18 protein-coding genes are annotated in these 22,391 nt (G+C 42.9%); 12 read left to right on the forward strand and 6 right to left on the reverse strand.

Going from position 1 to position 22,391, the window contains the following annotated elements; genetic code table 11:
• Window positions 1–36: 36 nt before the first annotated feature.
• On the reverse strand, window positions 37–1,113 hold the full coding sequence (locus AVL57_RS20190) for a DsbA family protein (protein ID WP_061093690.1): 1,077 nt from the start codon (window positions 1,111–1,113) through the stop codon (window positions 37–39).
• Window positions 1,114–1,261: 148 nt separating this feature from the next.
• Here AVL57_RS20190 and AVL57_RS20195 point away from each other — a divergent pair, with 148 nt between their 5' ends.
• From AVL57_RS20195 to AVL57_RS20240, 10 genes are all read left to right on the forward strand, one after another.
• Complete coding sequence (locus tag AVL57_RS20195) at window positions 1,262–1,648, forward strand: hypothetical protein (protein WP_061093691.1); 387 nt, start codon at window positions 1,262–1,264, stop codon at window positions 1,646–1,648.
• On the forward strand, window positions 1,645–2,313 hold the full coding sequence (locus AVL57_RS20200; RefSeq protein WP_061093692.1) for a hypothetical protein: 669 nt from the start codon (window positions 1,645–1,647) through the stop codon (window positions 2,311–2,313). Before AVL57_RS20195 ends, AVL57_RS20200 begins: the two co-directional genes overlap by 4 nt.
• Entirely contained in the window at window positions 2,310–3,032 is a 723-nt protein-coding gene (locus AVL57_RS20205) for a DotI/IcmL/TraM family protein (protein WP_061093693.1), read from the forward strand. Before AVL57_RS20200 ends, AVL57_RS20205 begins: the two co-directional genes overlap by 4 nt.
• Entirely contained in the window at window positions 3,029–4,078 is a 1,050-nt protein-coding gene (locus AVL57_RS20210; protein WP_061093694.1) for a DotH/IcmK family type IV secretion protein, read from the forward strand. Before AVL57_RS20205 ends, AVL57_RS20210 begins: the two co-directional genes overlap by 4 nt.
• Window positions 4,056–9,899, forward strand: coding sequence for a TraB/TrbI/VirB10 family type IV secretion system protein (locus tag AVL57_RS20215; protein WP_061093695.1), 5,844 nt, complete (start codon window positions 4,056–4,058; stop codon window positions 9,897–9,899). The genes AVL57_RS20210 and AVL57_RS20215 overlap by 23 nt, the downstream gene beginning before the upstream one ends.
• A 123-nt stretch (window positions 9,900–10,022) precedes the next feature.
• Complete coding sequence (locus AVL57_RS20220) at window positions 10,023–10,964, forward strand: hypothetical protein (protein WP_061093696.1); 942 nt, start codon at window positions 10,023–10,025, stop codon at window positions 10,962–10,964.
• 3 nt (window positions 10,965–10,967) lie between these two features.
• Entirely contained in the window at window positions 10,968–11,510 is a 543-nt protein-coding gene (locus tag AVL57_RS20225; protein WP_061093697.1) for a hypothetical protein, read from the forward strand.
• 14 nt (window positions 11,511–11,524) lie between these two features.
• The gene (locus tag AVL57_RS20230) at window positions 11,525–11,890 is read left to right on the forward strand and encodes a hypothetical protein (protein WP_061093698.1); all 366 of its coding nucleotides are present in this window, start codon (window positions 11,525–11,527) and stop codon (window positions 11,888–11,890) included.
• Between the two features lie 5 nt (window positions 11,891–11,895).
• On the forward strand, window positions 11,896–12,468 hold the full coding sequence (locus AVL57_RS20235; protein WP_061093699.1) for a hypothetical protein: 573 nt from the start codon (window positions 11,896–11,898) through the stop codon (window positions 12,466–12,468).
• An 11-nt stretch (window positions 12,469–12,479) separates the two neighbouring features.
• Window positions 12,480–15,521, forward strand: a complete 3,042-nt coding sequence (locus tag AVL57_RS20240; protein WP_061093700.1) for a putative type IV secretion/conjugal transfer ATPase — start codon at window positions 12,480–12,482, stop codon at window positions 15,519–15,521.
• A 733-nt stretch (window positions 15,522–16,254) separates the two neighbouring features.
• Here the strand turns inward: AVL57_RS20240 and AVL57_RS20250 are convergent.
• The 3 genes from AVL57_RS20250 to AVL57_RS20260 all read right to left on the reverse strand — a co-directional run bounded on the left by AVL57_RS20250 (window position 16,255) and on the right by AVL57_RS20260 (window position 18,800).
• On the reverse strand, window positions 16,255–16,689 hold the full coding sequence (locus AVL57_RS20250) for a hypothetical protein (RefSeq protein WP_156454879.1): 435 nt from the start codon (window positions 16,687–16,689) through the stop codon (window positions 16,255–16,257).
• A gap of 60 nt (window positions 16,690–16,749) precedes the next feature.
• Window positions 16,750–17,565: an IS3 family transposase gene (locus tag AVL57_RS20255; protein ID WP_312038643.1), complete on the reverse strand. Its 816-nt coding sequence runs from the start codon at window positions 17,563–17,565 to the stop codon at window positions 16,750–16,752.
• Between the two features lie 74 nt (window positions 17,566–17,639).
• Window positions 17,640–18,800 (reverse strand): IS30 family transposase, encoded by a 1,161-nt coding sequence (locus tag AVL57_RS20260; protein WP_061093704.1) that lies wholly within the window; start codon window positions 18,798–18,800, stop codon window positions 17,640–17,642.
• A 263-nt stretch (window positions 18,801–19,063) separates the two neighbouring features.
• Between AVL57_RS20260 and AVL57_RS20265 the strand changes: the two genes are divergently transcribed.
• Window positions 19,064–19,546, forward strand: a complete 483-nt coding sequence (locus tag AVL57_RS20265) for a hypothetical protein (RefSeq protein WP_061093705.1) — start codon at window positions 19,064–19,066, stop codon at window positions 19,544–19,546.
• A gap of 117 nt (window positions 19,547–19,663) precedes the next feature.
• Here AVL57_RS20265 and AVL57_RS20270 read toward each other — a convergent pair whose 3' ends face one another.
• Together AVL57_RS20270 and AVL57_RS20275 are read right to left on the reverse strand one after the other, a co-directional pair.
• Window positions 19,664–21,073 (reverse strand): heavy metal sensor histidine kinase, encoded by a 1,410-nt coding sequence (locus tag AVL57_RS20270; protein ID WP_061093706.1) that lies wholly within the window; start codon window positions 21,071–21,073, stop codon window positions 19,664–19,666.
• Window positions 21,066–21,746, reverse strand: a complete 681-nt coding sequence (locus AVL57_RS20275; RefSeq protein WP_061093707.1) for a heavy metal response regulator transcription factor — start codon at window positions 21,744–21,746, stop codon at window positions 21,066–21,068. Before AVL57_RS20275 ends, AVL57_RS20270 begins: the two co-directional genes overlap by 8 nt.
• A gap of 266 nt (window positions 21,747–22,012) precedes the next feature.
• On the opposite strand from AVL57_RS20275, the gene AVL57_RS20280 reads away from it, so the two are divergent.
• Entirely contained in the window at window positions 22,013–22,387 is a 375-nt protein-coding gene (locus AVL57_RS20280) for a hypothetical protein (protein ID WP_156454881.1), read from the forward strand.
• Window positions 22,388–22,391: the final 4 nt, after the last annotated feature.

Genomic DNA, 22,391 nt, shown 5'->3' on the forward strand with positions numbered 1-22,391 from the left:
ATTAAATGCAAAGTTAATTGGTTACCCAATAGCCTTTCACTGTGCTTGATTCTTTTGTGAGTCAATGCTTTCAATAAGCGAATCTAACGAAGCTTTTCTAAGAGATGCTTGGCCTAAAGCTTTGAAGCGAGGAATACCGTTAACAGTAAAAACGGCTAAGGGAGTAGCCGGTAAAGGAAGCTTGAAAAACATCAAAGTATTCGCTTTCATCGCGCTGTAACCGCGATTTCTAAGTTCTTGTGCCGCTTCTTCTTTGATGAGGTCTGTAACAGGGCGCCGATCTAATAACTTGTCGAATAAATACTGCCTACCACTGTTGTTATTGGGGATTAGGGTGTACATCGCCTTCGCTTGGCTGTCAGTTATATCTTTCCCTTCATCTTCGGGGCGGGTAAGCATGCCTACGGGAATATAATGCAGAGTGACTTCACCCCCGCGAGCTAGTTCTTGCAATGTCGGCTCAGCAGCCATGCACGCGCTACAATTAAGATCGGCAAACAAGTAAATGTGTTTGCTTCCCTCGCCATAGCTAACACTTTTTAGGTGCTGAATATCTGCAAACATCTGAGGGCTTATCCCACTGGATTCAGTATTACTGAGCGGCGTCTTACCTATGGTTGATGGTTTGCTCATATCTTCAAAGCCGGTGTTCATATCCATAGCGGCGGTTCTTTGTGTGAGCACTTCTTTTGGTGAAGATGTTTGTAAGTTTCTAGCTGACGCAAGCACAGTGTTACGAGCCTCATCTATTGTTTGATTACGCTTTGCATACGTCGTTAATGCTTTAATGCCGTGCGCACTATCAGTATTCACAATAAGGGGGCTATATAACTGCCCATTAATGATGCTCTGAAGATCACTCAGCAAGTACATCTCTTCTACCTTGCCATTGACCTTAATAATCATTCTAAAAGAGCCAGCAACCGAGGGGGTGAATTCATCTAAGGTAGCGTTCACACCAAAATAGAGTTGTGTCAGCCCTAATGCTTTCTTGTAAGCCGAATCTTGTAGGGCCTGATAAACCGATTCTGTTTGTTGCGACGGTTCGTTAGCTGCAAAACCCGATAATGGCACTAACAAACACAAGACTGCAGTTGCGTTTCTAAACAACATGGATATCCCACTCGATAAGTTTTTTTTCAGTCTAACGGGCTCAATACCTCTGCCACGAAAACTAAATGTCGTGATATCCGGAAACAGATTGGCAAGGGACTTTCAGAAACGGAACATACACCCCACGAACACTTCACAGGGGTAGGTAATGCAGCAATTCAATGTTTCAGTTTGTATATCAAAAGGGCCAGAAGGACAGCTCTCTTGTCATTCAGAATTAAGCGACGAATTCTTGAAGCAACCCCTCATTACAAAGCTTCATGTACTTCGCGCTGTATCTGAAAATCTTCATCAGGTAGCAATAGCGGGAGAGGGAAATACTTCATCTGAATTTGAAGGGGAAATACATGCAAAGGTACTTATTGTGCCTAACCAAATCGGCCTAGACATTGACCTGTCTAGAACGTTAAAACGCCGCGAAAGCCAAGAAATTAAAGCCTGTTTATTAGCAGCTGAAAAATACCTACAAAGTATCATCGGCGTGATGGTCGAAACACAAATCACTGAATTAAATAATGCGGATGTATCTGAATGAAGCCGGTGATCGTTGATAAGACATTGGCTGAGTATATTGAGCGCAATTCAGATGTCATGTTTACCAATCTCTGTCGAAAGTACGCCTTCATATTCGCTGCGGTCATAGCGATTCTTATAGGGCTAGGGGTAAAGATTGTCGACTTGGGTACCAAGATTAACTATGACGAACCAAGCTTTGTAAAACCAAATGGCGAAACAATTACCCTCACGCCTATCTATCGCCCACCGATGTCACTTTCAATCGTTAAAAATATTGCTAGGCAATATACGGCAGAAGTGATGTCGATCGACTTCTCTCAAATCAAGCTCGATTTAGAGAACAGCAAAAGGCTTTTTTATTCAGAAGAAATCTATGAACGAGATTACCTTGAGCCGCTTATGGGCAGTCATGAAACAGAAGGCTCATTGCAATGGATAGCCGCTAATAACCTAGTTATTTCAGCTTCATCCGCAGCTTCTCAGCAACCCATCATAAGCGCAGTATATGAAGAGGATGGCGTGAACTATTACAAAATCAAAGTGGCTTTTCTACAGTCGCTTAAAACACCATCTGGTACTGACCCCATTCGGCGCGGCACAGCCTATCTCACACTGATTGAGGTTCCCCGTGCAGTCAATATCAACGGTTTACAAATTTATAGTCTAGGAATGAAATCACGATGAGTAATACAGAAGAGCGTGACTTAGATAGCGAATTGCTAACGCTATTGAAAGAGCCCAACAAGAATGTCCTATGGGATAAAAATGTTGGAATGCCAGGAGATATCATTCTCAATAGGAATAGGTCGTTACGCATACTTACTAAAGCGACTCTTGGTGGTATCTCGTTATCGCTTATGGTCGGCATGGTTCTGACTTATGGCGTAGTGACTCTCGCAAATCGTGACAATGTAGAACTGGCCTATGGCATAGACAGCGACAATCGAATTGTTGAGCTTGCGGAAACTACCGTACCTAATGTCACGGACGCGCAAGTTATGGAAGTTACCGCTGAATTAGTTCGTAAGTTTCACCTGTACTCGACAAAGGATTGGGAACGCCACGTAGATTCATTCCAAAAAGACTTCGTAGATAAAAAAGCCTTTGAAGACTTCATGTTTGTTTTAAAACGTTCGCAAGTTATAGAGCGCATTGAAGATGGCATTCAAATGGCGTGGGCAGAGTTGGCCAGTGCCCCCGTTATTGTCGATAAGTCAGAAGATGGCAATTCATGGGAGCTTGAAGTTGATTTTAAATGGTATGTCGGTGGCGGCTCTTATACATCAGCTGGTACAAGTTTACGCTCACATATAACGTTACAAAGAGTAAGTCGCGCTAAGAACTCTAATAGGTTAGCCGTAGCTGAATATGCGGATGAGCCTTTGGGAGTAAAAACACGATGAAACTATCCATTATTTACTTTGCTTTAGCGAGCGTGTTGGTTGTACCTGCGGCCTTAGCTGTTGGTCGAACTTCTTCAACTGAAAAAGCGGAAATACCAGACGGGTTAATTCAGCACACTACTGATGCTGATACCATTGATGATTTAACAGATGGAGAATTACTCGAGTGGGCAAAAGAACAAAAGATAAAATCGAAGAAAATTCTAAGCCCAGAAGAAAGGCGTTTACTGTTAAAGCTTGAGCAACAAAACCTTGATGCAGTTAAAGACCTGCCACCCCCTAAAGCGCTACTCGACATTCTGCCCGTATCCCAAGACCCAGCCTCGCCACCGATTAAAATTTACGTTACGCCTGGTTGGGATTCACACCTTTCAATTGTAGATGCCAATGGAGCACCATGGCCGATTCAATACAAATCGGTAGGTAATGCCGAATTTGTGGCTACTTTTATTGGTTCTGGTGGGCAAACTGATGAAGAAAACGATTCAAAAGGAAACGATGAAGATAAAAAAGAGGCGCCGGTATTAAGCGATGCACTCCAATCTAAATTGAAATTAACAACCGATCAGCGAGTAGGTGGAACAAACCTTACTTTAATGCTCCAAGGTTCTGATGATGTGATTAACGTGCAGCTTCTCGCCAGTACCACGCAGTTTTATCCCATACCATTACTACAAATGCCAAAGATTGGCCCGAATACCCAGCAACAATATACCCCACGTGGCTCACGTTTAATGTCCAACGACAAAGTAATGCGAGCTATTGCCATGGGAGGGTTTGATTTACCCGAGGCCTACCGAGAAATTCAAACTGATAATCCAAAAGTGCGTGCTTGGTTGCATGGCGTTGACCTTTACGTGCGTTCCCCTTATCACGCTCGCGTGCCTGAAGCCCAAGATGGTCAAGCAGGCACAGGGGGCTATAAAGCCTACAAAATGAGATACCTTCCGGCCATCACCATGGTAGGAGATCACAACAACCAAATCATGGTCCGTATTTATAAAAATAAGTTGGTAGAAAACAATGCTCAAACAGTCAGTTACTAAATTCCGTCAGGGGCTTGCCTCTGTGCATAAGCGTCCACTATGGGCAGTCATTTTACTGGGTATAGCAACGGCCTTTCTATTGGTGGTAATTGCCTTGTTTGTGCTCTCTTTTTTCTCTGATGAAGAAGATGCATTACAAGGTAAGGTTGCTTTTAGTGAAAGTATTGGCGAAGCAAAATCGGGCGCTGAATACGATAATGCATATCGCAATTCTATCAACGAACAAAACCAATCGGATTATGAAAGAGCTTCCAAAGTAAAAGGCGGCATGCAAATCCCTTTCATCATTGATGATTTACCTAATGCAGGAAGTGATCAAAAGATTGATGGTGGCCTTTGTGGTTGTGAGCCAATGTCTGATGCACAGTTTAAAGAAATGCTCGCCCGGGCAGGTGTGGATTTTAAAGGTAACACCTTAGTGCGTAGGGTTGGCCAAAGCGATGTGTATATCAATGCTAACCGTTTCCTTGTGAATGAAGATGGTAGTGGAAACTACAGGTTCTTACGTGAAGATGTGAAGTTGGGTGATGACGGCGCACTGCAAAAAGCTGATGGTTCACTTTTTACCCTGCCGCATGTTGGCGCTGTTTTCTTATCTACTGATGGTTCATTTATTGATTCTGAAAACCATAACATCCCATTGCAAGGGGCACTATTGACCCTAGAAGGCCATATCATTTTAGGTAACGGTCAAATCGCTAGTCGCCCAGATAATATGCAACAAGAAGCATTAACGGATATCTACCTCACTGTAGAAGGTCAACTCGCCACCGTAGATGCCAAACCTATCATGCATGGCGGATTATTTGTTTTCCGCAACAGAGAGCGTGAATTAGTTGATTTGAATCGTATACCCATTCGCTGGGAAAACGACACCGTAGCGCAAAACCGTAACGGGTACATTACTAATTCTAAAGGCGATGTATTTAAAACGCTCGGCGTTCTGTTTAGCTACGATGGCATCCTAATCGACAATCATGGGAAATTAACACAGCCATTACTCACCATTAATCGAATCAAAAATAGCGACTTATACCTTGATGAAAAAATGAATCTACTCGATAGATTCGGTGGGGGTGTTGCTTCATACGGTGAATTGGTAACAGTCAGTGTAGGGGATGCACTGCTGGTTAAAGGCAAAAACCTTGTCAACCATAAAGATGCCCTTGTAAATATTGACTCGCAAGGAGCACTTAGCGTAGATATTGGGTTGGGTGGTGTTCAATCTGGCTTACTTAAAAACTCTCAAGGCGCAGCGTATGACCGTTTTGGTCATCTGATTACACGTACGGGTAAACTTACACAACGTGGCGCTAGCGATGTCTACCACACATCGGATGGCTTACTTAGCGCAGTAGATGGCAAACCTCTTAAATATTATGCCAATAAAGACATATTTTTTGACTTTAATACCTTCCTACCAAATGGCTCAATTGGCCTACGTACCTATGATGATGAAGTCGTACTCGACCAAAATAGTGAGCGTGTTTATATTAATGAAGCAGGTGAGTTTGTCACCAAAGATAGCCGCCCAGTTAAATTAGGCGTGGCAATTACCACCACGGCAGGTGCGGTGGTGAAGCAGAGCGGCAGCGTTCCTAGCCTCGATAATAAGCGTGTCGTACTTACAGCAGAAGGTAAACCACTTCTACATAATGGCAGAGCGGTTTACCGACGTGAAGATGGTCGACTAGTTTATGCTGATAACACCCCCGTGACAAATGACAGTGGGGCCGCTTTGTATCTTCAAGACAGTGGTGTCATCACTGATGAAATTGGAAAGCCTGATGTACTGGAAGGGTTTTCAGTCAATGATGGTACGCGGGTGGGCAACCAATTTGAAACTGTTGAACCCCTTCTAGATAGTCAGGGTAATCCTATCTTAGTTAATGGTAAGCCAGTCTACAAACGTGGCAATAAGCTTATTTATGCTGATGGTACGGCCGTAACAGATGCCTTTGGCTCTGCTTTGAAGATAGATAGCGCTACTGGCAAGGTTATCAATGAACATGGCGAAGAACATAAAGCATTAAGCTCTCGCTTAGGGCGTGGAGTATATGGCGATGTTACCGCGCTAACTGCGAATGGCGAGCCGGTTTATATTGATGGCAAGAAAGTATTCCGACAAGCGGATGGCTCGCTGGTGGATGAAGATGGCCAAGTCATTACCACCGAAGATGGAAAGCTTGTCTATTACGATCAAAGCAAAGGCTTAGTAACAGCTAGTGGTGAAAAGGTTTCAGGCATCAAACTGACCAATCAATCTGGTGGCCAAGTATCTGTGGCCGAACTCGACCGCTCATCTGCTCCACTGATGAGCAACGGCAAGCCAGTATTTGTTGATGGTAAACGCGCTTTCATGCGGCCAGATGGTTCATTAGTAGATGAAAGCGGTCAACCTATTACCAATAAAGACGGTGAAGTTGTTTTTTTTGATCCCGAGGAAGGGCTAGTGACACAAGGCGGCCAGGTTAGTGCTCTTGTAATGACAAATGCAGCTGGCCAACGCATTGCACCTAAATCTGTCAACACTGCAATGCCGCTATCCGTTAACGGTCTGCCAGTATTTGTTGATGGTAAACGCGCTTTCATGCGCCCAGATGGTTCTTTAGCAGATGAAAGCGGTCAACCCATTATCAATGAAGACGGTGAAGTTGTGTTCTTTGACCCAGAGAAGGGATTAGTCACACAACATGGGGAACCTGTTTCTGATATTGCAATGACGAACAGTGCTGGTGAGCAAGTGTCCCCAGAAGATGTTTCTTCATCAATCCCGTTATCAGCGAATGAAAAGCCAGTTTTTGTAGATGGAAAGCGAGCTTTTTTGCAGCCTGATGGGTCATTAGTAGATGAAAGCGGCAACCCAATCACCAATAAAGATGGCGAAATAGTCTTCTTTGATGCTGAGAAAGGTTTAGTTACAAAAGATGGAGCAGTTGTCACTGATATGGCGATGACAGATTCATCAGGTAAACGCATAAACTCAAAAGATGTAACAACGTCGATACCCTTATCAACTAAAGGTAAACAAGTATACCTAAATGGGAAGCGTTCGTTTATGCGCTCAGATGGTTCATTAGTTGATGAGAATGGCCGTAAAATAACCAACAAAGATGGAGAAGTAATTTACTTTGATGCTGACAAAGGATTAGTGACGAAAGACGGTACTGCCATCGATGATATGAAACTCAGTACAAAAGACGGTAACTCCCTCAATGCAAGTGATATTGACACAAGTGTAGCAGCTAAAAGACTGACCGGACTTTCTAAAGATGGTCAATCACTTTTTTACAATGGTAAGAAAGTTTATCAACGCCCCGATGGCACTATTGTTGATGAAAATAATAACCCTATCTTAACCGCTGATGGTAAAGCCTTACACCTTGATGCCAAAGGGCGACTGTTAGACTCAAGCAATAACATTGTGCCACTGCCTACCTTCACAGATGCCAAGGGCAACTTTGTGAGTAACGATAATATTAAAACTGGCTTTGCGAACATAGACAAGCAACGAGGGTTACAAGCCGTTACGCGTAATGGCGAGCCTTTGTACTACAACAATAAAAAAGTGTTTAGAAGAGCTGATGGCACGTTAGTAGATGAAAACGATAATGTGGTCACAACTAAAGACGGCAAAGCGGTAAAGCTTAGCGCTGATGGTGAACTAACGACTTTTGATGGTCAGAAAATCGATGAGCCTTTGTTGAAGAATAAGTTAGGGGAGTTGGTACCTAATCAAGACATAGACTCTGCCAGTCCAACGAAATTACTTACGGAAAATGGTAAAGCAGTTTACTTCAATGGGCGTAAAGTTCACGTTCGACCTGATGGTATACTCGTCGATGAATTTGACCGTGAGTTAGTAGGCGATGACGGTCTACCGCTTCGTTTAAATGAAAATAACCAAGTAGTAGACAGTGCCGGCAACCCCGTTAGCTTAGGTGATAGTGCTGGGCGCCCAGTGATGAATGGTAACTTCAAAACACGCGGCAACGGACAGCTAGGTGATTTCACAGAGCAAGATGGTTATATCATTGGAAAAGATGGTAAGCCGCTATTACATAATGGCCAACGTGTTGTTCGCAAAGCTGATGGATATCTATATACCGAAGACGGTAAGCGAATAGAAAATAAGGACGGGATGCCAATCAAACTCAATGATAAGGGGGAGTTTGTCGATGCGAAAGGTAATGTCATTGAAGAAGCGCTATTTACTAATGGTGAAGGCGTCTTACTTTACGGAAATGGAAAGCCGGTAACATCATTAATGAAGCGAATTGGTGATAGCGACATGTACCTATCGCGTGATGGGCATATCGTTGATGAAAAAGGAAAACCTTATCTAATTGACGGACAACCGGTGTTGGTTGACCCGCAAACATCCGAATTAGTTGGCCCAGATGGTAAGCCTATTCGAGATGCAGAAGGTAATAGTGTTCTTATATCATCTTCAGGCAAACTCATTTCTCGCGATAGCAAATTATCAAAAGGTACGTTACTTACATCGTCCGATGGCGAGCTACTTACTACTGAAGGTGTTCTTGCATCGAAAAGTGATGAACTAATCCCAATACCTGGCACTAGCTATTATCGCACTAAAGATGGAGTCGTGGTGGATGGTAAAGGTCGATTAGTAAATTATGGTGAAGATATTATTCGCATTAACAAACAAGGAAAGTTAGTCGATGGCCGTGGTCGTTCACTCCGTTATCGTGGGCAAGCATTGGGTACCGATGCACAAGGCTACATTGTTGATAGCAAGAATGAACGAATACTCATTGATGATAAGCCTATCAAGGTCGAGAACCTTTCTACTGTACTTGAAAAACCGAAGGCGTCGACAACACCCCCTATATTGGTCGGTGTCGCGGAACCAAAGGGCAATGTGACTCAAATCACTCAGAGCAATGGGGCTGAATCCAGCGACAAAGTAGCGCGAGCTCAAGTCGATGTTAACAGTACTACTGAGGCCTCAGTAACACCTAAGCGTGACGTTGATTTGACCAAAGCCAGCAACGCTGCGCGGGCAAGACTAATTGCGCGATATAATAAACTTTCAACCGCTTTAGATACCGAGATTACCTCTATTGAGAGTGCGGCAAAATCCACTTATACATCGGTGTCTGAAATCGCTGACTTAGGTTCAAGCACATCGAGTACACCAAAAACCGCAAATGCGGGTGATACGGATAGAGACTCTAATGAACAGCCTAATGCCAAGGGGAAAGCTGGGGGCGAAGATAATCGTGAGTTGCTATTCGGCGCAGGGGATAACCTCTATGCAGTAACAACCCAACAGATGAATTCTGACCTTAATGACGAGTTGGAAGTGTCCATACTCTCTGGAAAGCGTGGCTCTCTTGTGTACCTAGCAACTGCATACGCAAAAGTGGAATTACGCTACGACAATGCCGTACTGGCTTTTAATAGAATATGCCCTGTTAAACAAGATTGCTTCGCGCTATCGGGGATAGGATTAGATCCTGCCACCGGAAGTGCGGCGATAGGCGCTGCAGAAGTTGATACTCATTTCATGTACCGATATGGCAGCTTGTTTTTAGCGAGCTTCGGTGCTGGAGTTAGTGATGGAATTACCGATTCATTAGATTCGGAAACAGAAACCACTACAGATGGCACATCAACCTCAACGGTCCGCGTTATTAAAGGACTTAATTATGGTGAAATTGCAGTTAAAGGCGTAGCTGAGACAGGCAATACGCTTCTACCGCTTTTGACCTCACGAGTTAATCGTCCTGTAACAGTGACTATTCCCGCTCAAACCGAGTTGGTTATTAAACTAACTCAGCCTCTATACCACTAAAAAAACGCCCTATTTCCCTACTGGGGCGTCATTTCCCTACTTTCCTGATATGGCAATGTTTAGATTTTGCCATCGCCTAATTAGGTTCGTAAAGTCATCAGTATTACAAATCCGGAGAGTGCTATGTCTGCCATTAATTATGAAGAGTTAGAGGATGCTTTGCCCAACAGCGAAGAAAGTGCGACACCTACAGTTTCTGAAGTAGAGCCGCCTGAGCCAGAATCAGAGCCTGAACCGATAAAGGTTAGTGGCCCTTATAAACCAAAGAAGAAAATTTTTACTTTGAAAAGAGCACTGGTTGCGGCGGTCGTCATTACAGCAGCGGGTAGTTATTTCCTCTTCGATAGTGCAGATATTGAAAACTTCGTCGGTAAATTCCCAACCCTTCAAAATGGGGAAGTTAAAAACACGCTTTTTAACACCAAGCTAGAAGAACTGAGCCGCCAAAAAGATGAGCAGATTTCTACCATAAATGGACAGCTCAACAACATGCAAGGTGCGTTAAAAAGCGTTGGCAGTGTGAGTGAACAAGCAGCGACTGCATTAAACATGGCGAGCCAAAACCAACAAGCGTTAATGATTATCAATTCTAAGCTAACACAGATTTCAATGGACTTGGCTCGCTTAAGTGATGTGAAAAAACAAGCGCCAGTCATGAATGTTGGCAAAGACTACGGTGCTGATATCAGTGACATAAAAGGCCGAATGTCAGACATTATTTTTAGCCTTTCTAAAGTTACCAATGCGGTTAAAGAGAACGGTAAGGACATTAGCAGTCTTGATGATAGACACATGCTGATGAAGGCCGAATTAGAACAAAAAGCTATGGATGAGCAGCGTATTGCAGAAGCCAAATCGAAGACGCCTGCCGTGACTATCAAAGTCCCATGGGTGAACAAGGCGGCTAACTACGATAAGAAAATTGCCGTACTGGTAAGCCCCGTTACCCATAAAAAAGTCACTGTGGTTGTCGGTACTGATGTGCCTCAGTGTGGAAGAGTGCTCGATATGATTGAAGAGAGCAAAACTATCGTTACTGAACAGTGTTCGATTGCGAAAGGGTAAGACATGTTAACCGCAGTTGAAGTCATCAACAATTTTGGAAGCCTAGTACCAGCGATTTACCACATAACGCGTGGTTTCTTCGCATTGTCTGGGCTGGTGACATTTGCTGTTGCCCTGTCTGCTTATCAATCTGGAAAGCTTGGGGGCCAGCATGTATCGAAAGGCACATGCGTGATGATTGCGGTGGTCGGCTCTATGATGTTTTCAACTGGGGTTTTATCTCGGGTGGGCGTAGCCTCACTGTTGGAAAGCTCAGTAGACTATTCAATTTTGTCTTCATACTCAGAGCAATCGAGTGAAGATGCCGCAGATGTAGCATTTTATGTCGTAACGTATTACCTCCGCTTGTTCTCGTATTTCCTATCATTCAGCACTCTCAATACCGTTAAAAATGGCCTGATTTATCACAAAGAAGGTTGGGTAAGTAAATCAATCGGAATGTACATACTCAGTATCGGACTTCTTGGAATAGCAACTTTAGCAAACGTGTTTGGTGGATTATTCGGTTATTCAACCATTGGCACAAATTATTTCACACTCGACTAACTTGGAGAATAGAGATGTCGACAATACAAAAATGGTACAAAAAAGCGGCTGCAACAGTCGTTATTGCTGCAACAGACATTGGTATGGCTCAAGCCGCAGATGTAAGTTCTGCAGATGAAATTAAAACAAATTGGAACACCCTATTAAAAATAGTAACAATTGTTATAACCGGTGGCATAGCGCTATGGGGGCTAATTATTTTTATTTCTGCCTTGAGCACAATACTATCTAAAAATCCTCAAGACTCTAAGTTAATGGCCGTGGGTAAGATTATCATCGGCATTATTATGTTTAGTCCTTTAGCTATTATCTTAGCCTTAAATACCTCGTTACTGGGTGGTTCTGAGGCGGCAACTTCTTCAGGTTACATCAGAGAATAGTCCCTATGATAGCTAATAATCGCCCAACTATAGCGTTGCCTAGTGATATGAATTACACCGTGAACAATGCGGTGTGGGAAACTCTTAAAGCTAGTAACCACACATGCAAGTGCTGTGGCTTCCAAGCAATGCCGAGCAAGGCGGTTCTTAGCGGTTATATGCAGGTCATCAATGGAGAGGTGTATTGCGCTATTTGCGCCGCCTCTCAACAACTTCAACAGGCTATTATGAACCGTCAAGACCACGGATTTCTCATAGCCACAAACGATATGTCTCAATCTGATGTTTCTAACTTGTGCCGTGAAATCGGCTTTATCATGGTTTCGGATGATGACCCACGCCAACAAGTAGCTTCCCAGACCTATGAGCGATTATTAAAGTCTGAATTAGAATATTCACAATTCCAATTTTTATCAAAGCAAGAGCCTTCAACCGTTGAAGGTTTTGCGAACTGTTTAGAATACTTGCCCCCAATCAGTGATACCCAAAAACAAAAGCTTTTTGGAAAAATCACCTACGTGCCTAACTTTTCGGTTTTCAGACGCATCTACTCTTTCTGGAAATCCCATACCTCGTAATAGGACTTAATATGTTCCATCAATATAGAAAAACGTTTTCGGATCGTTTGCTGGCAAATGCCGATAATTTTTTTCAACTTATTTCCAGCCACGTATTAGCGCAATCCCCTACTGATTTTGTTTCTATCGATGCAAAGCATGACCGACATACGTTTATTATGGATGATGGCTCATTAGTAAGTGCCTTCACGGTACGTGGCGCAACGAAAGCAATGAAAACGGAAGAATATGGCCATGCAGTGAAAGAGTTAGAGCTCGGCCTTAAGAGCTATTTTTCTCGTGGGGATACTCAGCTCACATGGTCTTTCACACATGACCACGATAAAACGCGAGAAAGCATCGAAGCAGCTTTTGGTAAACAGGCACGTGAAACCGCGAAAAATATAGGCTTCATTGATACCCAGTTTGTCGATGAGCAGGTGGATGCACTTGAAAAGTATTGCTCTACAGAAACCAATGTTTTGGTCGTTAGAACCACACTTCATTCACTCACCAAAGAAGAACGCATTCAGCTTAAAGAGTTAATAAACTTAAAGACAAAAGATGCGCTATCTATGCGTAACGCGCAGAGCCTCTTGCATGAAGCTAGTTTTTACGCGCACCGACATGAAGCAACGTTAAAAGCTTTGTCTGCTACGTTTGACCATGCAGGTATTTGGATAGATCTGCAAACTGTTCACGAGTTTGCATACACAATGCGAAATGCCTACGACAGTGAGTTTACTGACTTAAATTGGGCCGCTCGCTTACAGGGTGATGGATACACTCATCGACTTCCTAAAAGTGGGAGTGATGATTATTCTTCTCTCGGCACTCCCCTAATTAAAGACCAGTTAGTACCCAGGATGTGTGAACGACTGACCTATACTTCTATGCAAGTTGGAAATGTCTTCATCACACCATTTACTGTAAAGCTATTACCGAAACGCGCCGTGCCTTTTGCACAGTTATTTAACGAGTTGAAGTCAGAAGGTATCGCATACCGGATCACCTTTGACTTAAGCGCCTCAAGTTCCGGTCTATTAGCTTGGCGCTCAACCCTTGCTAACCTGTTATCTTTTCAACGTCATAATAGTCAAATGAGTGGTGCTGCAGAGGCCCTTTATAATTTACAAGACAAAGCCAATGCCGAGTTTGTTTCACTTAAAATTCATTTGGCAACATGGTCACGTGAAAGTGAGCGTGAAGCACAGCGTCAACGCGAGGTTATTATCAAGCGCCTTTCAAATTGGGGGCAGGTTGAATGTGAGAACGTAGAAGGTGATCCCGTTGAAACATACATATCAGGCATTCCTGGTTTATCTCGTGGAAAAGTAGCCGCAGCGAATCCCTATGAATTGAATGAAACCTTACAGATAATGCCCCTTAGCCAACCTGCTTCAATTTGGGATTCAGGTTCACGCTTATTAAGAACACCTAATGGTAAGCTTTTCCCTACGCAGCCTTTTTCTAAACAAATGAACTACTGGTTAAAGGTCATTTTGGGCCCAATGGGATTTGGTAAATCAGGGGAGTTAGCAGCCGATAACTTCTCATTAATATTGCATCCGGATTTTAAAGAGCTTGCCTACCTAAGACAAATCGACATCGGGTATACCTCAGCAGGGTTTATTGCATACGTAAAAAGCTTACTACCCAGAAACCAAGCTCACCTTGCTCAATTCCACCGTATACAAAATACGGTGGAATACATGGTGAATATTCTAGATACTTTGCCAGTGTTGCGTCGTCCTACCTCTACTCAAATTGGTTTCATTAAGGACATGCTTACTACGCTAACACTTCCGGATGATAAAGATTTACCTCATGACGGAACGATGGCCATCATCAATACATTGATCACAACAGCATACAAAAAAACCGCAGACCGTCGTACTGCACTAAATTATCGCAGAAACGTTATAAAGGAAGTGGATAGTGAATTAGAGCGCTTAGGCTTCTTTGATACCCCACGCAAACTTGTATTATGGTGGGACGTAGCAGACTTCTTATATTTAGAAAAAAGCAAAGCCTCAATGTTGGCTCAGCAGCAAGCAGTACCCGATTTACCTTATCTCGCTATGCTCACCAATGATGAGAGCTTAATTCATGAATTCGGGGAAGACTTAACGCCTCAAGGCAAGTCGTTATTGGCCTATATCGGTCGAAAAATTCAGGCAGCTATGGAGCAATATCCAATCCTGTCAGGCCGAACAAGGTGGAACTTGTCAGGCGCAAAAATCATTAGTCTTGATTTGGATGATGTGACCCGAGGGAAGGGGCCTGCAGCTCTAAAGCAGAATGCGGTATTTTATACTCTCGCTTCCAATTTATTGATGCAAGATATCACCCTATATCCAGACCAGTTAAAGGAAATCCCATCGACAGTCGGTACTTTCGATATTGATGCTAAAGCCATATATGCCGAAGAGGTCAAACGTTTACGGCGTTTAGCAAAGCGCTTTTGTGCTGATGAATTGCACAGGGGAGGGAACATACCTACCTTTGAATCAATGCTCAATACAATGACGCTGGAAGGCCGTAAAGGCGGTATCGACATTGTATTAGCAACGCAGCTAGTTAAGGCAATCCCCGACGATATCGTTGAATTAGCCAACACACTTACAATCCTAGGTGCAGGGAATAGCTCAAACGTAAAAGAGATTGTGAAGAAATTTGCTTTAGAACCATCTCTTGAATATATATTGGCGAATGAAATGCGCTCCCCAAGTGCAGCAGGTGCTATGTCATTGAATATATTTAAAACGAAACGTGGGGTAGTACAGCATCCGCTTATGTCGACAGTTAGCCCTTCTTTCTTATGGCGTATAAACTCGATACAGGAAGATGACTATGTGCGTCGCGAGCTAGGGAAGGCCATTGGTGAAGATGTTGCTCATGCAATTCTCGTTAAGCGTTATCCATCGGGCACAATAGAAAGTGAATTAGAGCGGTTAAGAAAAAATCAATCTTCTGACAAAAAGGATTCTGAAGAGTCATTGCTAGATGAAATAGTAGCGGATTGCCTGCGTTACTTTAAAACACAGTATGTTGCTGAATCGAATTTAAAATAGGTGATTTTTTCTGGGGGACCCAAGATTATTTGAATTTGATTGAATATAAAAACAAAAATTCTTGGGAATACCTATACGAAATATAATTGCCTCAGTTAGTCCTAGTGCCTGTCATCTTAGCTTAAAGTGGTCGTTGGAGCATAGAGATTCAAAAGACGACAATAAGCGATAACCAGACGTAACCGACATTTAGTTTCGATTGAATTATTTACTCTAAAGCGGGCATTAACTTTTCGATAGCGGGCGCAGGCACGTAGGGCATAATGGCGAAGCCGTCCTGCGTGTATGCGATCCAGCGAACGAAGTGAAAGAGTTAATTGAGTTGTTAGGAGACAAACTGCACCAATGTATGGTCTTCGTTAGCTAATTCTTCACTAATTATTTTAGAAATAACAGTCCAGTCGCCTCCAGCTAGACCAGCCCCGATAAGTGGGTATCCGATTTTTTGCCCTGCTAAAGTTTTCCTTAATTAAAGCAAAAACGTTCCTTATAGCTTCGTAGTCTGCTTTGTTTCGACGACCGCGCCAATGGAAATGGGTATAAGCATTCACGATTGTTAACTTATGATTGTCAATAAGAACCGCCGCTGATGAAAACGAGCCTAGCTTTTCTTCTGAATCTTTCTGGGTTTCTAGGTCTGCTTGAAAAGCGTTTGGGAAGTGGGACTTAACCTGTTTGGCGATACCAGCTCCCAGCGAACGAAGCGTGAGTGACAATAGCGTATTGTTATATTTCATACCCACAAAACTACAATTAAACCTAGTGCTAATACAAACACTAATGAGTAAAAAGGCATTTTGTAGGTGCGATAGTTCCTTGCATCTCCAGGAGGGGTTAACCAGGCAAGTAAAGTAGAGGCGTGAGTTATGACCTTAGGCTTCAATAATCCGTTTGAGCTGATTACGTGATATTTCCAGTTCTGAAACTCACCTCCATACCTTTGAAGGTCTGATTCCAATTCCTCTTTTACGTCAGATAGAGCTTGTTCTGAATTTTCCAGAAGCCTAGTGATACGAAGAATAACTTTGCCTTCCTTGGTATAACGGATAGAACATTCTGAGGGGACTGTTCGCTCTTGAATAACCTTAAACCCACTTTCAGCTGATGCGTCTGATTGAAATAAAAAACTGTAAGCAACTGTCACTTTATTTTTTCTATTCCGAACCAAAATTTACATCCTTGCTGTTTGAAAGAAATTGGTCTTACCCACTAAAAGTGGACATCCATGTTAAGCGTACATCGCTTCGTATTCATATGGGCTTACGTAACCCAGTGTTGAATGCTGGCGTACGCGATTATAAAAAATCTCAATGTATTCGAAGATACAAGATTTGATTTCCTGAAGCGAGTTGAATTTCTCCCCGTATATGAGTTCGACTTTCATACGACTGAAGAATGATTCTATTACGGCATTGTCCCAGCAGTTGCTTCTTCTACTCATGCTGGATACAGCACCGATGCTCATTATCAGGTCTTGGTATCGCACAGAGCGATATTGAACACCTCTGTCGGAGTGAATGATTAACCCAGGCTCAATATCTCGTCGACTAATCGCCATATTGAGGGCTCGTATAATAAGTTCTTCGGTCATATGACTATCAAATGCCCAGCCAACAATAGCTCTTGAGTACAAGTCCATTACGGTAGCCAAGTAATGCCATTGGCCTTTGAATCGAATGTAAGTAATGTCTGTGACCCACTTCGTGTTGGGCTTTGTCGCCACAAATTGCCGGCGCAATACGTTTTGACTTACGCGTACATTACTGTGGCTATATTGCGAATATCGAAACGCTCTACCGTTGCGAGCGCGTAACTGTAACTGCTGCATGATTTTCGCTATCGTATTAACGCAGCAGGGCACGTTTTCAGCTTTTAATGCACGCGTTAATCTGGGCGCGCCATAGCGCTTTTGAAATTTCTCAAAGAGCACCATGGTTTGCTCACGAAGCTGTTTGCGTCGTTGCTGGTGTGCGGATATATCGCGGGTGAGGTACTTGTAATAGCCAGAACGAGAGACTTTAAGTGCCCGACACATCACGGTTATTCTGAATTGCCCACATACACTTTAATGAGTGCGTACTTTACTCTTGGTCGCTCGCAAAGTACGCGGCTGTAGGTTCAAGTGAACATCGCAACACTCCTTTCAATCATGTGTGACGGTGTTTTAAATTTCAATGTTTTTCTTGGTCGTTCATTTAGTTGAGTTGCGACTTCACTGAGTCGTTCTTGCGAGTGCAGTGATAGATCCGTTTTCTTAGGAAAGTATTGTCGAATAAGGCTATTAGTGTTTTCGTTCGTACCTCGTTGCCATGGACATTGTGGATCGCAGAAGTAAACTGGCATGCCAAATTCAGCTGTTAAAACGCTATGTTTAGCCAGTTCCATTCCCCTATCCCAAGTAAGCGACCTGCGGTATTTAGAAGGCATTTTTTTAAACACCGCCAATAATGCCGTATTCACCGAATCTGCGTCTTTTCCTGCTAACTTCAAGATGATTGTGAAACGCGATTTCCGGTCTACCAATGTGGCAATATGAGTGTTTTTAGAGCCGGTTACTAAGTCGCCTTCCCAGTGGCCGAGGGAACGTCGATTTTCGATATGTTTAGAGCGTTCGTGAATTGAAATGCCGTTAACTATGTTGATGGAGCCTCTGTCTCCTTTACGGCTATGAAAGCGGCTGTGCCGCATAGGCCGATTTCTTCGTAAATGTTCAGTCAACGAGTGATGAATGATATTCCTTGCTCTAACGTACAATGACTTACAAATGGTTTCGTGTGATACCTGCATTTTCTTACGCCGAGAATACTCGACACGTAACCAACCAGATATTTGCTCTGGCGACCACTTCAACTCCAGCTTCTCTATAACCAATTTTTTCAGCTCTGGGTATTTTTCTAAAACACCTGGCTTTGGCCGCTTGGCCATGCGTTTCGCACGGTTATCAGCATCAACTGCTTTGTAATATCTACGCCCTCTATTTCTGGCGATTTCACGCGATATGGTCGAGGGAGAGCGGCCTAGTTGTTTAGCTATCGCTCTAATGCTCATCTTTGCAGACAATGAAACACGGATTTCTTCTCGTTCTGAAAGTGTTAGGTGAGAAATATTACGACGCCTTGGTCTAGGTTTAATGCCACCATCTTCACGTAAAATTGTGAAGACCGAGCCAGGCTTTGCCTCAATGATACGACCAATATCACTGAACCCAGCACCTTGCTTCCATAAATCAAAAACAAGTGTTCTCTCATCTTGAGTAAACGTACGTTTTGTTCGCTTCATCCAAAGTCCTCATGCAAATCAGTATTTTAGTATAACTGTTGCATTGACCACTTGAATCTACAATGGGATTCTTCGCGGCAAAGCGGTGGGGGAACGCGCAAGGTGAGCTCTACAGTGAGTTGAGTATCAATCCTTCCTATTTTGCTTCATCAAGAATAATAGAGGTTTTTCAGACATTGGTTCATGAGATGGTACACGCATGGTAATTTCATTTTGGTCTGCCCAGCGAAGGTCATTACCACAATAAAGAGTGGGCGCAAAAGATGATGGATGTAGGCTTGATGCCCTCAGATACAGGAGAGCCGGGCGGAGCAATTGTCGGACGCAATATGAGTGACTTCATTATGAAGCAAGGCCCGTTTATGCAAGCGGCAAACGTACTTCTGCAAGACGATACATTCAATTTAAACTGGGTTGACCGCTTGGCGTTACCGAAACTTTATGAGCCGGTCATTGTTGATAGCCCAGTATTACAACCAAATGCGTTAGTCGAACAGTGCGCGCATACAAGCGACATGCTAAACGCAAATGTCATATCGCTGAGCGATGGATTACAGAACGTTTCATTTTCGTCTGAGCGCGAGGACTTCACGGCTATGCCAGATTCTTTTTTCATCCGTGAAGTTGCCAAGCGCCAAACGCGAACAAAGCATATCTGCCCGGGTTGCAATACGAAAGTTTATGGGAAGGCGTCATTAAATATCATCTGCGGTGACTGTGAATTGCCTTTTATGATGGATTCATGACAAGTTCAACAAGATTTTGTGCCAATAGTTGTCACCCCAGTGTTAAGAATTCGATAATAGACAGCTGATCTACTTGACGTCAAACGTAAGTCGTTTTTTATCAGCACATTATATTTTTTATTTTTTATTTTTCATGAATTTTATAGTGAAGCAGGTGTTTTGGGTTGAAGATTCTGCATAGATATCGCCCCCGTTAACTTTTATAAACGACTTGGCAATCGTTAAGCCAAGTCCCGCACCTTGCCCATCTCGCTTGCGCGAGAAATCTGTTCGGTAGAAGCGATCAAACAAACGACTCAAATGTTCTTCAGGGATGATATCTCCATGGTTAATTATCGAAATGGAGATGGCATCAGTTGAGTCTTTTGTTTGAATAACAATTTCATCATCGTTAGGTGAGTAACGAATTGCGTTAGATATCAAATTACTAAGTGCCTGGCGAAACATTGTTTTATCACACACTAACTCAATTTGCGGGCCGCGCACGGTAAGCGTTATATCTTTCTCATCAGAAAGCACTTCAAAATACTCAGTTAAGTCCTTTATCTCTTGGTTAACGGCTATTTTGTCCTTACTGGGTGTAATCAATCCATGCTCGGTTTGCGCTAGCAACAACATGTCGCTGACCATTTTGCTCATTCTTTCATATTCTTCAAGATGCGAATAAAGTATGTCCGTATACTCGTCGTTGCCTCTTTCTCGGTTTAAAATTACTTGCGTTTGTGTCGTCAAATTAGTGATTGGGGTTCTTAATTCATGTGCGATATCGGCGGAAAAAAAGGACAGTCTTAAAAAACCATCTTCCAACTTTTGGATCATAGTATTGAATGAATCGACTAAAACCGTTAATTCAGTTGGGACGCCATTTGTGCTTAATCTCGCATCTAAATGGTCAGCAGATATTGTTTCAATTTTTCTACTTAAGTTTCGAAGTGGCGAATGACCTCTGTAAATCGCGACTCTAGCGGCCAATATCGTCACAATGGCTGCGAAGATAGTAATTAGCCATAGCGTCTTCTTAAAACTTTCCATATACGTCATATGGAATTCCATATTTGAAGCAACAATAATGCTGTACGTTTCTTCTAGGCCATTTAAACTGACACTCGTTGCCAGCTTAGTTGCACGCAACATATGCTGAGTGTCTTCAAACAATATTAAATTATCAGGCGCTACGGTTTCTAAAGTGGGCGAATTCTTAGGAAAAAAACTAAAATCGGCGTCCTTACTTGAGAAGAGTGTTTCGCCTCGTGCGTTTTCAACATGATAGTAAACACCATGGTGGCCAGAAACCGCTTCAAACAAGGTTTCCGAAGGAGGTGTATTGTTCAGTGCTGCTTCTTTAAGCTTGGCATCAACAGCCAGGTAAACTTCGTTGAGTTCAGACGCATCTTGCTCGGTAAAATGCTGCTCTATTGAATGGATGACAATTGCATGCATCACCGAAAAGCATAATAGGACCGTTATTCCAACTAAGCTGGTTGTGCGAAAAGCAAGAGAGTTAGGCACAGTAAACCACTTATTCATTGTCGACCGCTGATAATTTGTAGCCCATACCACGAATAGTTTGGATTAACTTTGGAGAAAATTCATCGTCAATTTTTGCTCTGAGACGTCTAATAGCCACGTCAATCACGTTGGTGTCGCTGTCAAAATTAATGTCCCAGACTTGTGAGGCAATTAGTGATCGCGGCAGCACTTCTCCTTGCCGCCTAACCATGAGCTCAAGTAAGGTAAATTCTTTGGTCGTGAGATTAATGGTTTTACCTGCGCGAGTGGCAATGCGAGAGGGTATATCTAGCTGTAAATCGGCAATTGCGAGGGTATTGGTTGGTACTGCAATGCTTCGCCGTAGCAATGAGCGCACTCGAGCAAGTAATTCTGCAAAGGCAAAAGGCTTTACTAGGTAATCGTCAGCGCCTAACTCAAGCCCTTTAACTCTGTCTTTAACACTGTCTCTGGCTGTTAAAAATAATACAGGAGTGGGGTTGTTTGATTCTCGTAAGGAGCTCATTATTTTCCAACCGTCTATGTCAGGCAACATCACATCCAGAATGACCAGTTCAAAATTACCTGCCATGGCTTTATGGTGACCGTCTAAACCGTTTCTAACCAATTCAATAACGAAGCCCGCTTCTGACAGACCTTGTTTGATGTAATCGCCCGTTTTGGGTTCATCTTCAACTACCAGTATTTTCATTTAAGCTCCAGTTCATGAGACTAGACTACAGCATCTAATTTTTGTGTGCGCTCGCGTTTTCTACTTAATTTCATAGATGAGCAAATCGCGAACCCGCAGTATAAGTTAAAAACGCACTAAATATTGGCTTGATGACAGAATTGTAATCTGCACGTAATCATCGTGTCAGGTTGAATCTGTAATATAAATTTGCGGTCAGGATCATGAATGCAAATTTTGTATTTAATAGAGTATTTTAAATCCTCGAAACTTTGGATAAGCTTAAATTGTCAAAACGTTTTATACACATCATTTTCATCATCACGATGATTGTATCGCAAAGTGCACAGGCATTTTCTGCTGCTAATATGCCTTGCTCGCAAGACGATATGGTGATGCCTAGTATGAGCGAACTGGATACTTACAGTTCATCTGACACTAAAAGCGAAATGGATAATGACGAAATAGATAGTCGCGACTTGAATTGTTGCGCTAAGGACTGTTGTTGCCCCGCCGCTTTATTAACCATTGCTGTACTTATCGATGACGATCTATCAGTGGAACCAAATTTCACTGAAATAAAAGGGGCTTCTTTTATTTCAGCATTTACAAGTATCTTTCCCGCGCAACTGCAACGCCCTCCGAAGCGCCTTACTGTTTAGTTAC

It is taken from the genome of Alteromonas stellipolaris (genome assembly GCF_001562115.1).
In the GTDB taxonomy this organism is placed as follows: Bacteria; Pseudomonadota; Gammaproteobacteria; order Enterobacterales; family Alteromonadaceae; genus Alteromonas; species Alteromonas stellipolaris.

Bases quoted from the DNA above. Each gene is read 5' to 3' on its own strand.
- AVL57_RS20210 (WP_061093694.1), top strand. From the start codon at position 3,029: ATGAAACTATCCATTATTTACTTTGCTTTAGCGAGCGTGTTGGTTGTA.
- AVL57_RS20225 (WP_061093697.1), top strand. From the start codon at position 10,968: ATGTTAACCGCAGTTGAAGTCATCAACAATTTTGGAAGCCTAGTACCA.
- AVL57_RS20190 (WP_061093690.1), bottom strand. From the start codon at position 1,113: ATGTTGTTTAGAAACGCAACTGCAGTCTTGTGTTTGTTAGTGCCATTA.
- AVL57_RS20200 (WP_061093692.1), top strand. From the start codon at position 1,645: ATGAAGCCGGTGATCGTTGATAAGACATTGGCTGAGTATATTGAGCGC.
- AVL57_RS20240 (WP_061093700.1), top strand. From the start codon at position 12,480: ATGTTCCATCAATATAGAAAAACGTTTTCGGATCGTTTGCTGGCAAAT.
- AVL57_RS20265 (WP_061093705.1), top strand. From the start codon at position 19,064: ATGATGGATGTAGGCTTGATGCCCTCAGATACAGGAGAGCCGGGCGGA.
- AVL57_RS20235 (WP_061093699.1), top strand. From the start codon at position 11,896: ATGATAGCTAATAATCGCCCAACTATAGCGTTGCCTAGTGATATGAAT.
- AVL57_RS20270 (WP_061093706.1), bottom strand. From the start codon at position 21,073: ATGAATAAGTGGTTTACTGTGCCTAACTCTCTTGCTTTTCGCACAACC.
- AVL57_RS20275 (WP_061093707.1), bottom strand. From the start codon at position 21,746: ATGAAAATACTGGTAGTTGAAGATGAACCCAAAACGGGCGATTACATC.
- AVL57_RS20205 (WP_061093693.1), top strand. From the start codon at position 2,310: ATGAGTAATACAGAAGAGCGTGACTTAGATAGCGAATTGCTAACGCTA.
- AVL57_RS20260 (WP_061093704.1), bottom strand. From the start codon at position 18,800: ATGAAGCGAACAAAACGTACGTTTACTCAAGATGAGAGAACACTTGTT.
- AVL57_RS20195 (WP_061093691.1), top strand. From the start codon at position 1,262: ATGCAGCAATTCAATGTTTCAGTTTGTATATCAAAAGGGCCAGAAGGA.
- AVL57_RS20230 (WP_061093698.1), top strand. From the start codon at position 11,525: ATGTCGACAATACAAAAATGGTACAAAAAAGCGGCTGCAACAGTCGTT.
- AVL57_RS20220 (WP_061093696.1), top strand. From the start codon at position 10,023: ATGTCTGCCATTAATTATGAAGAGTTAGAGGATGCTTTGCCCAACAGC.
- AVL57_RS20215 (WP_061093695.1), top strand. From the start codon at position 4,056: ATGCTCAAACAGTCAGTTACTAAATTCCGTCAGGGGCTTGCCTCTGTG.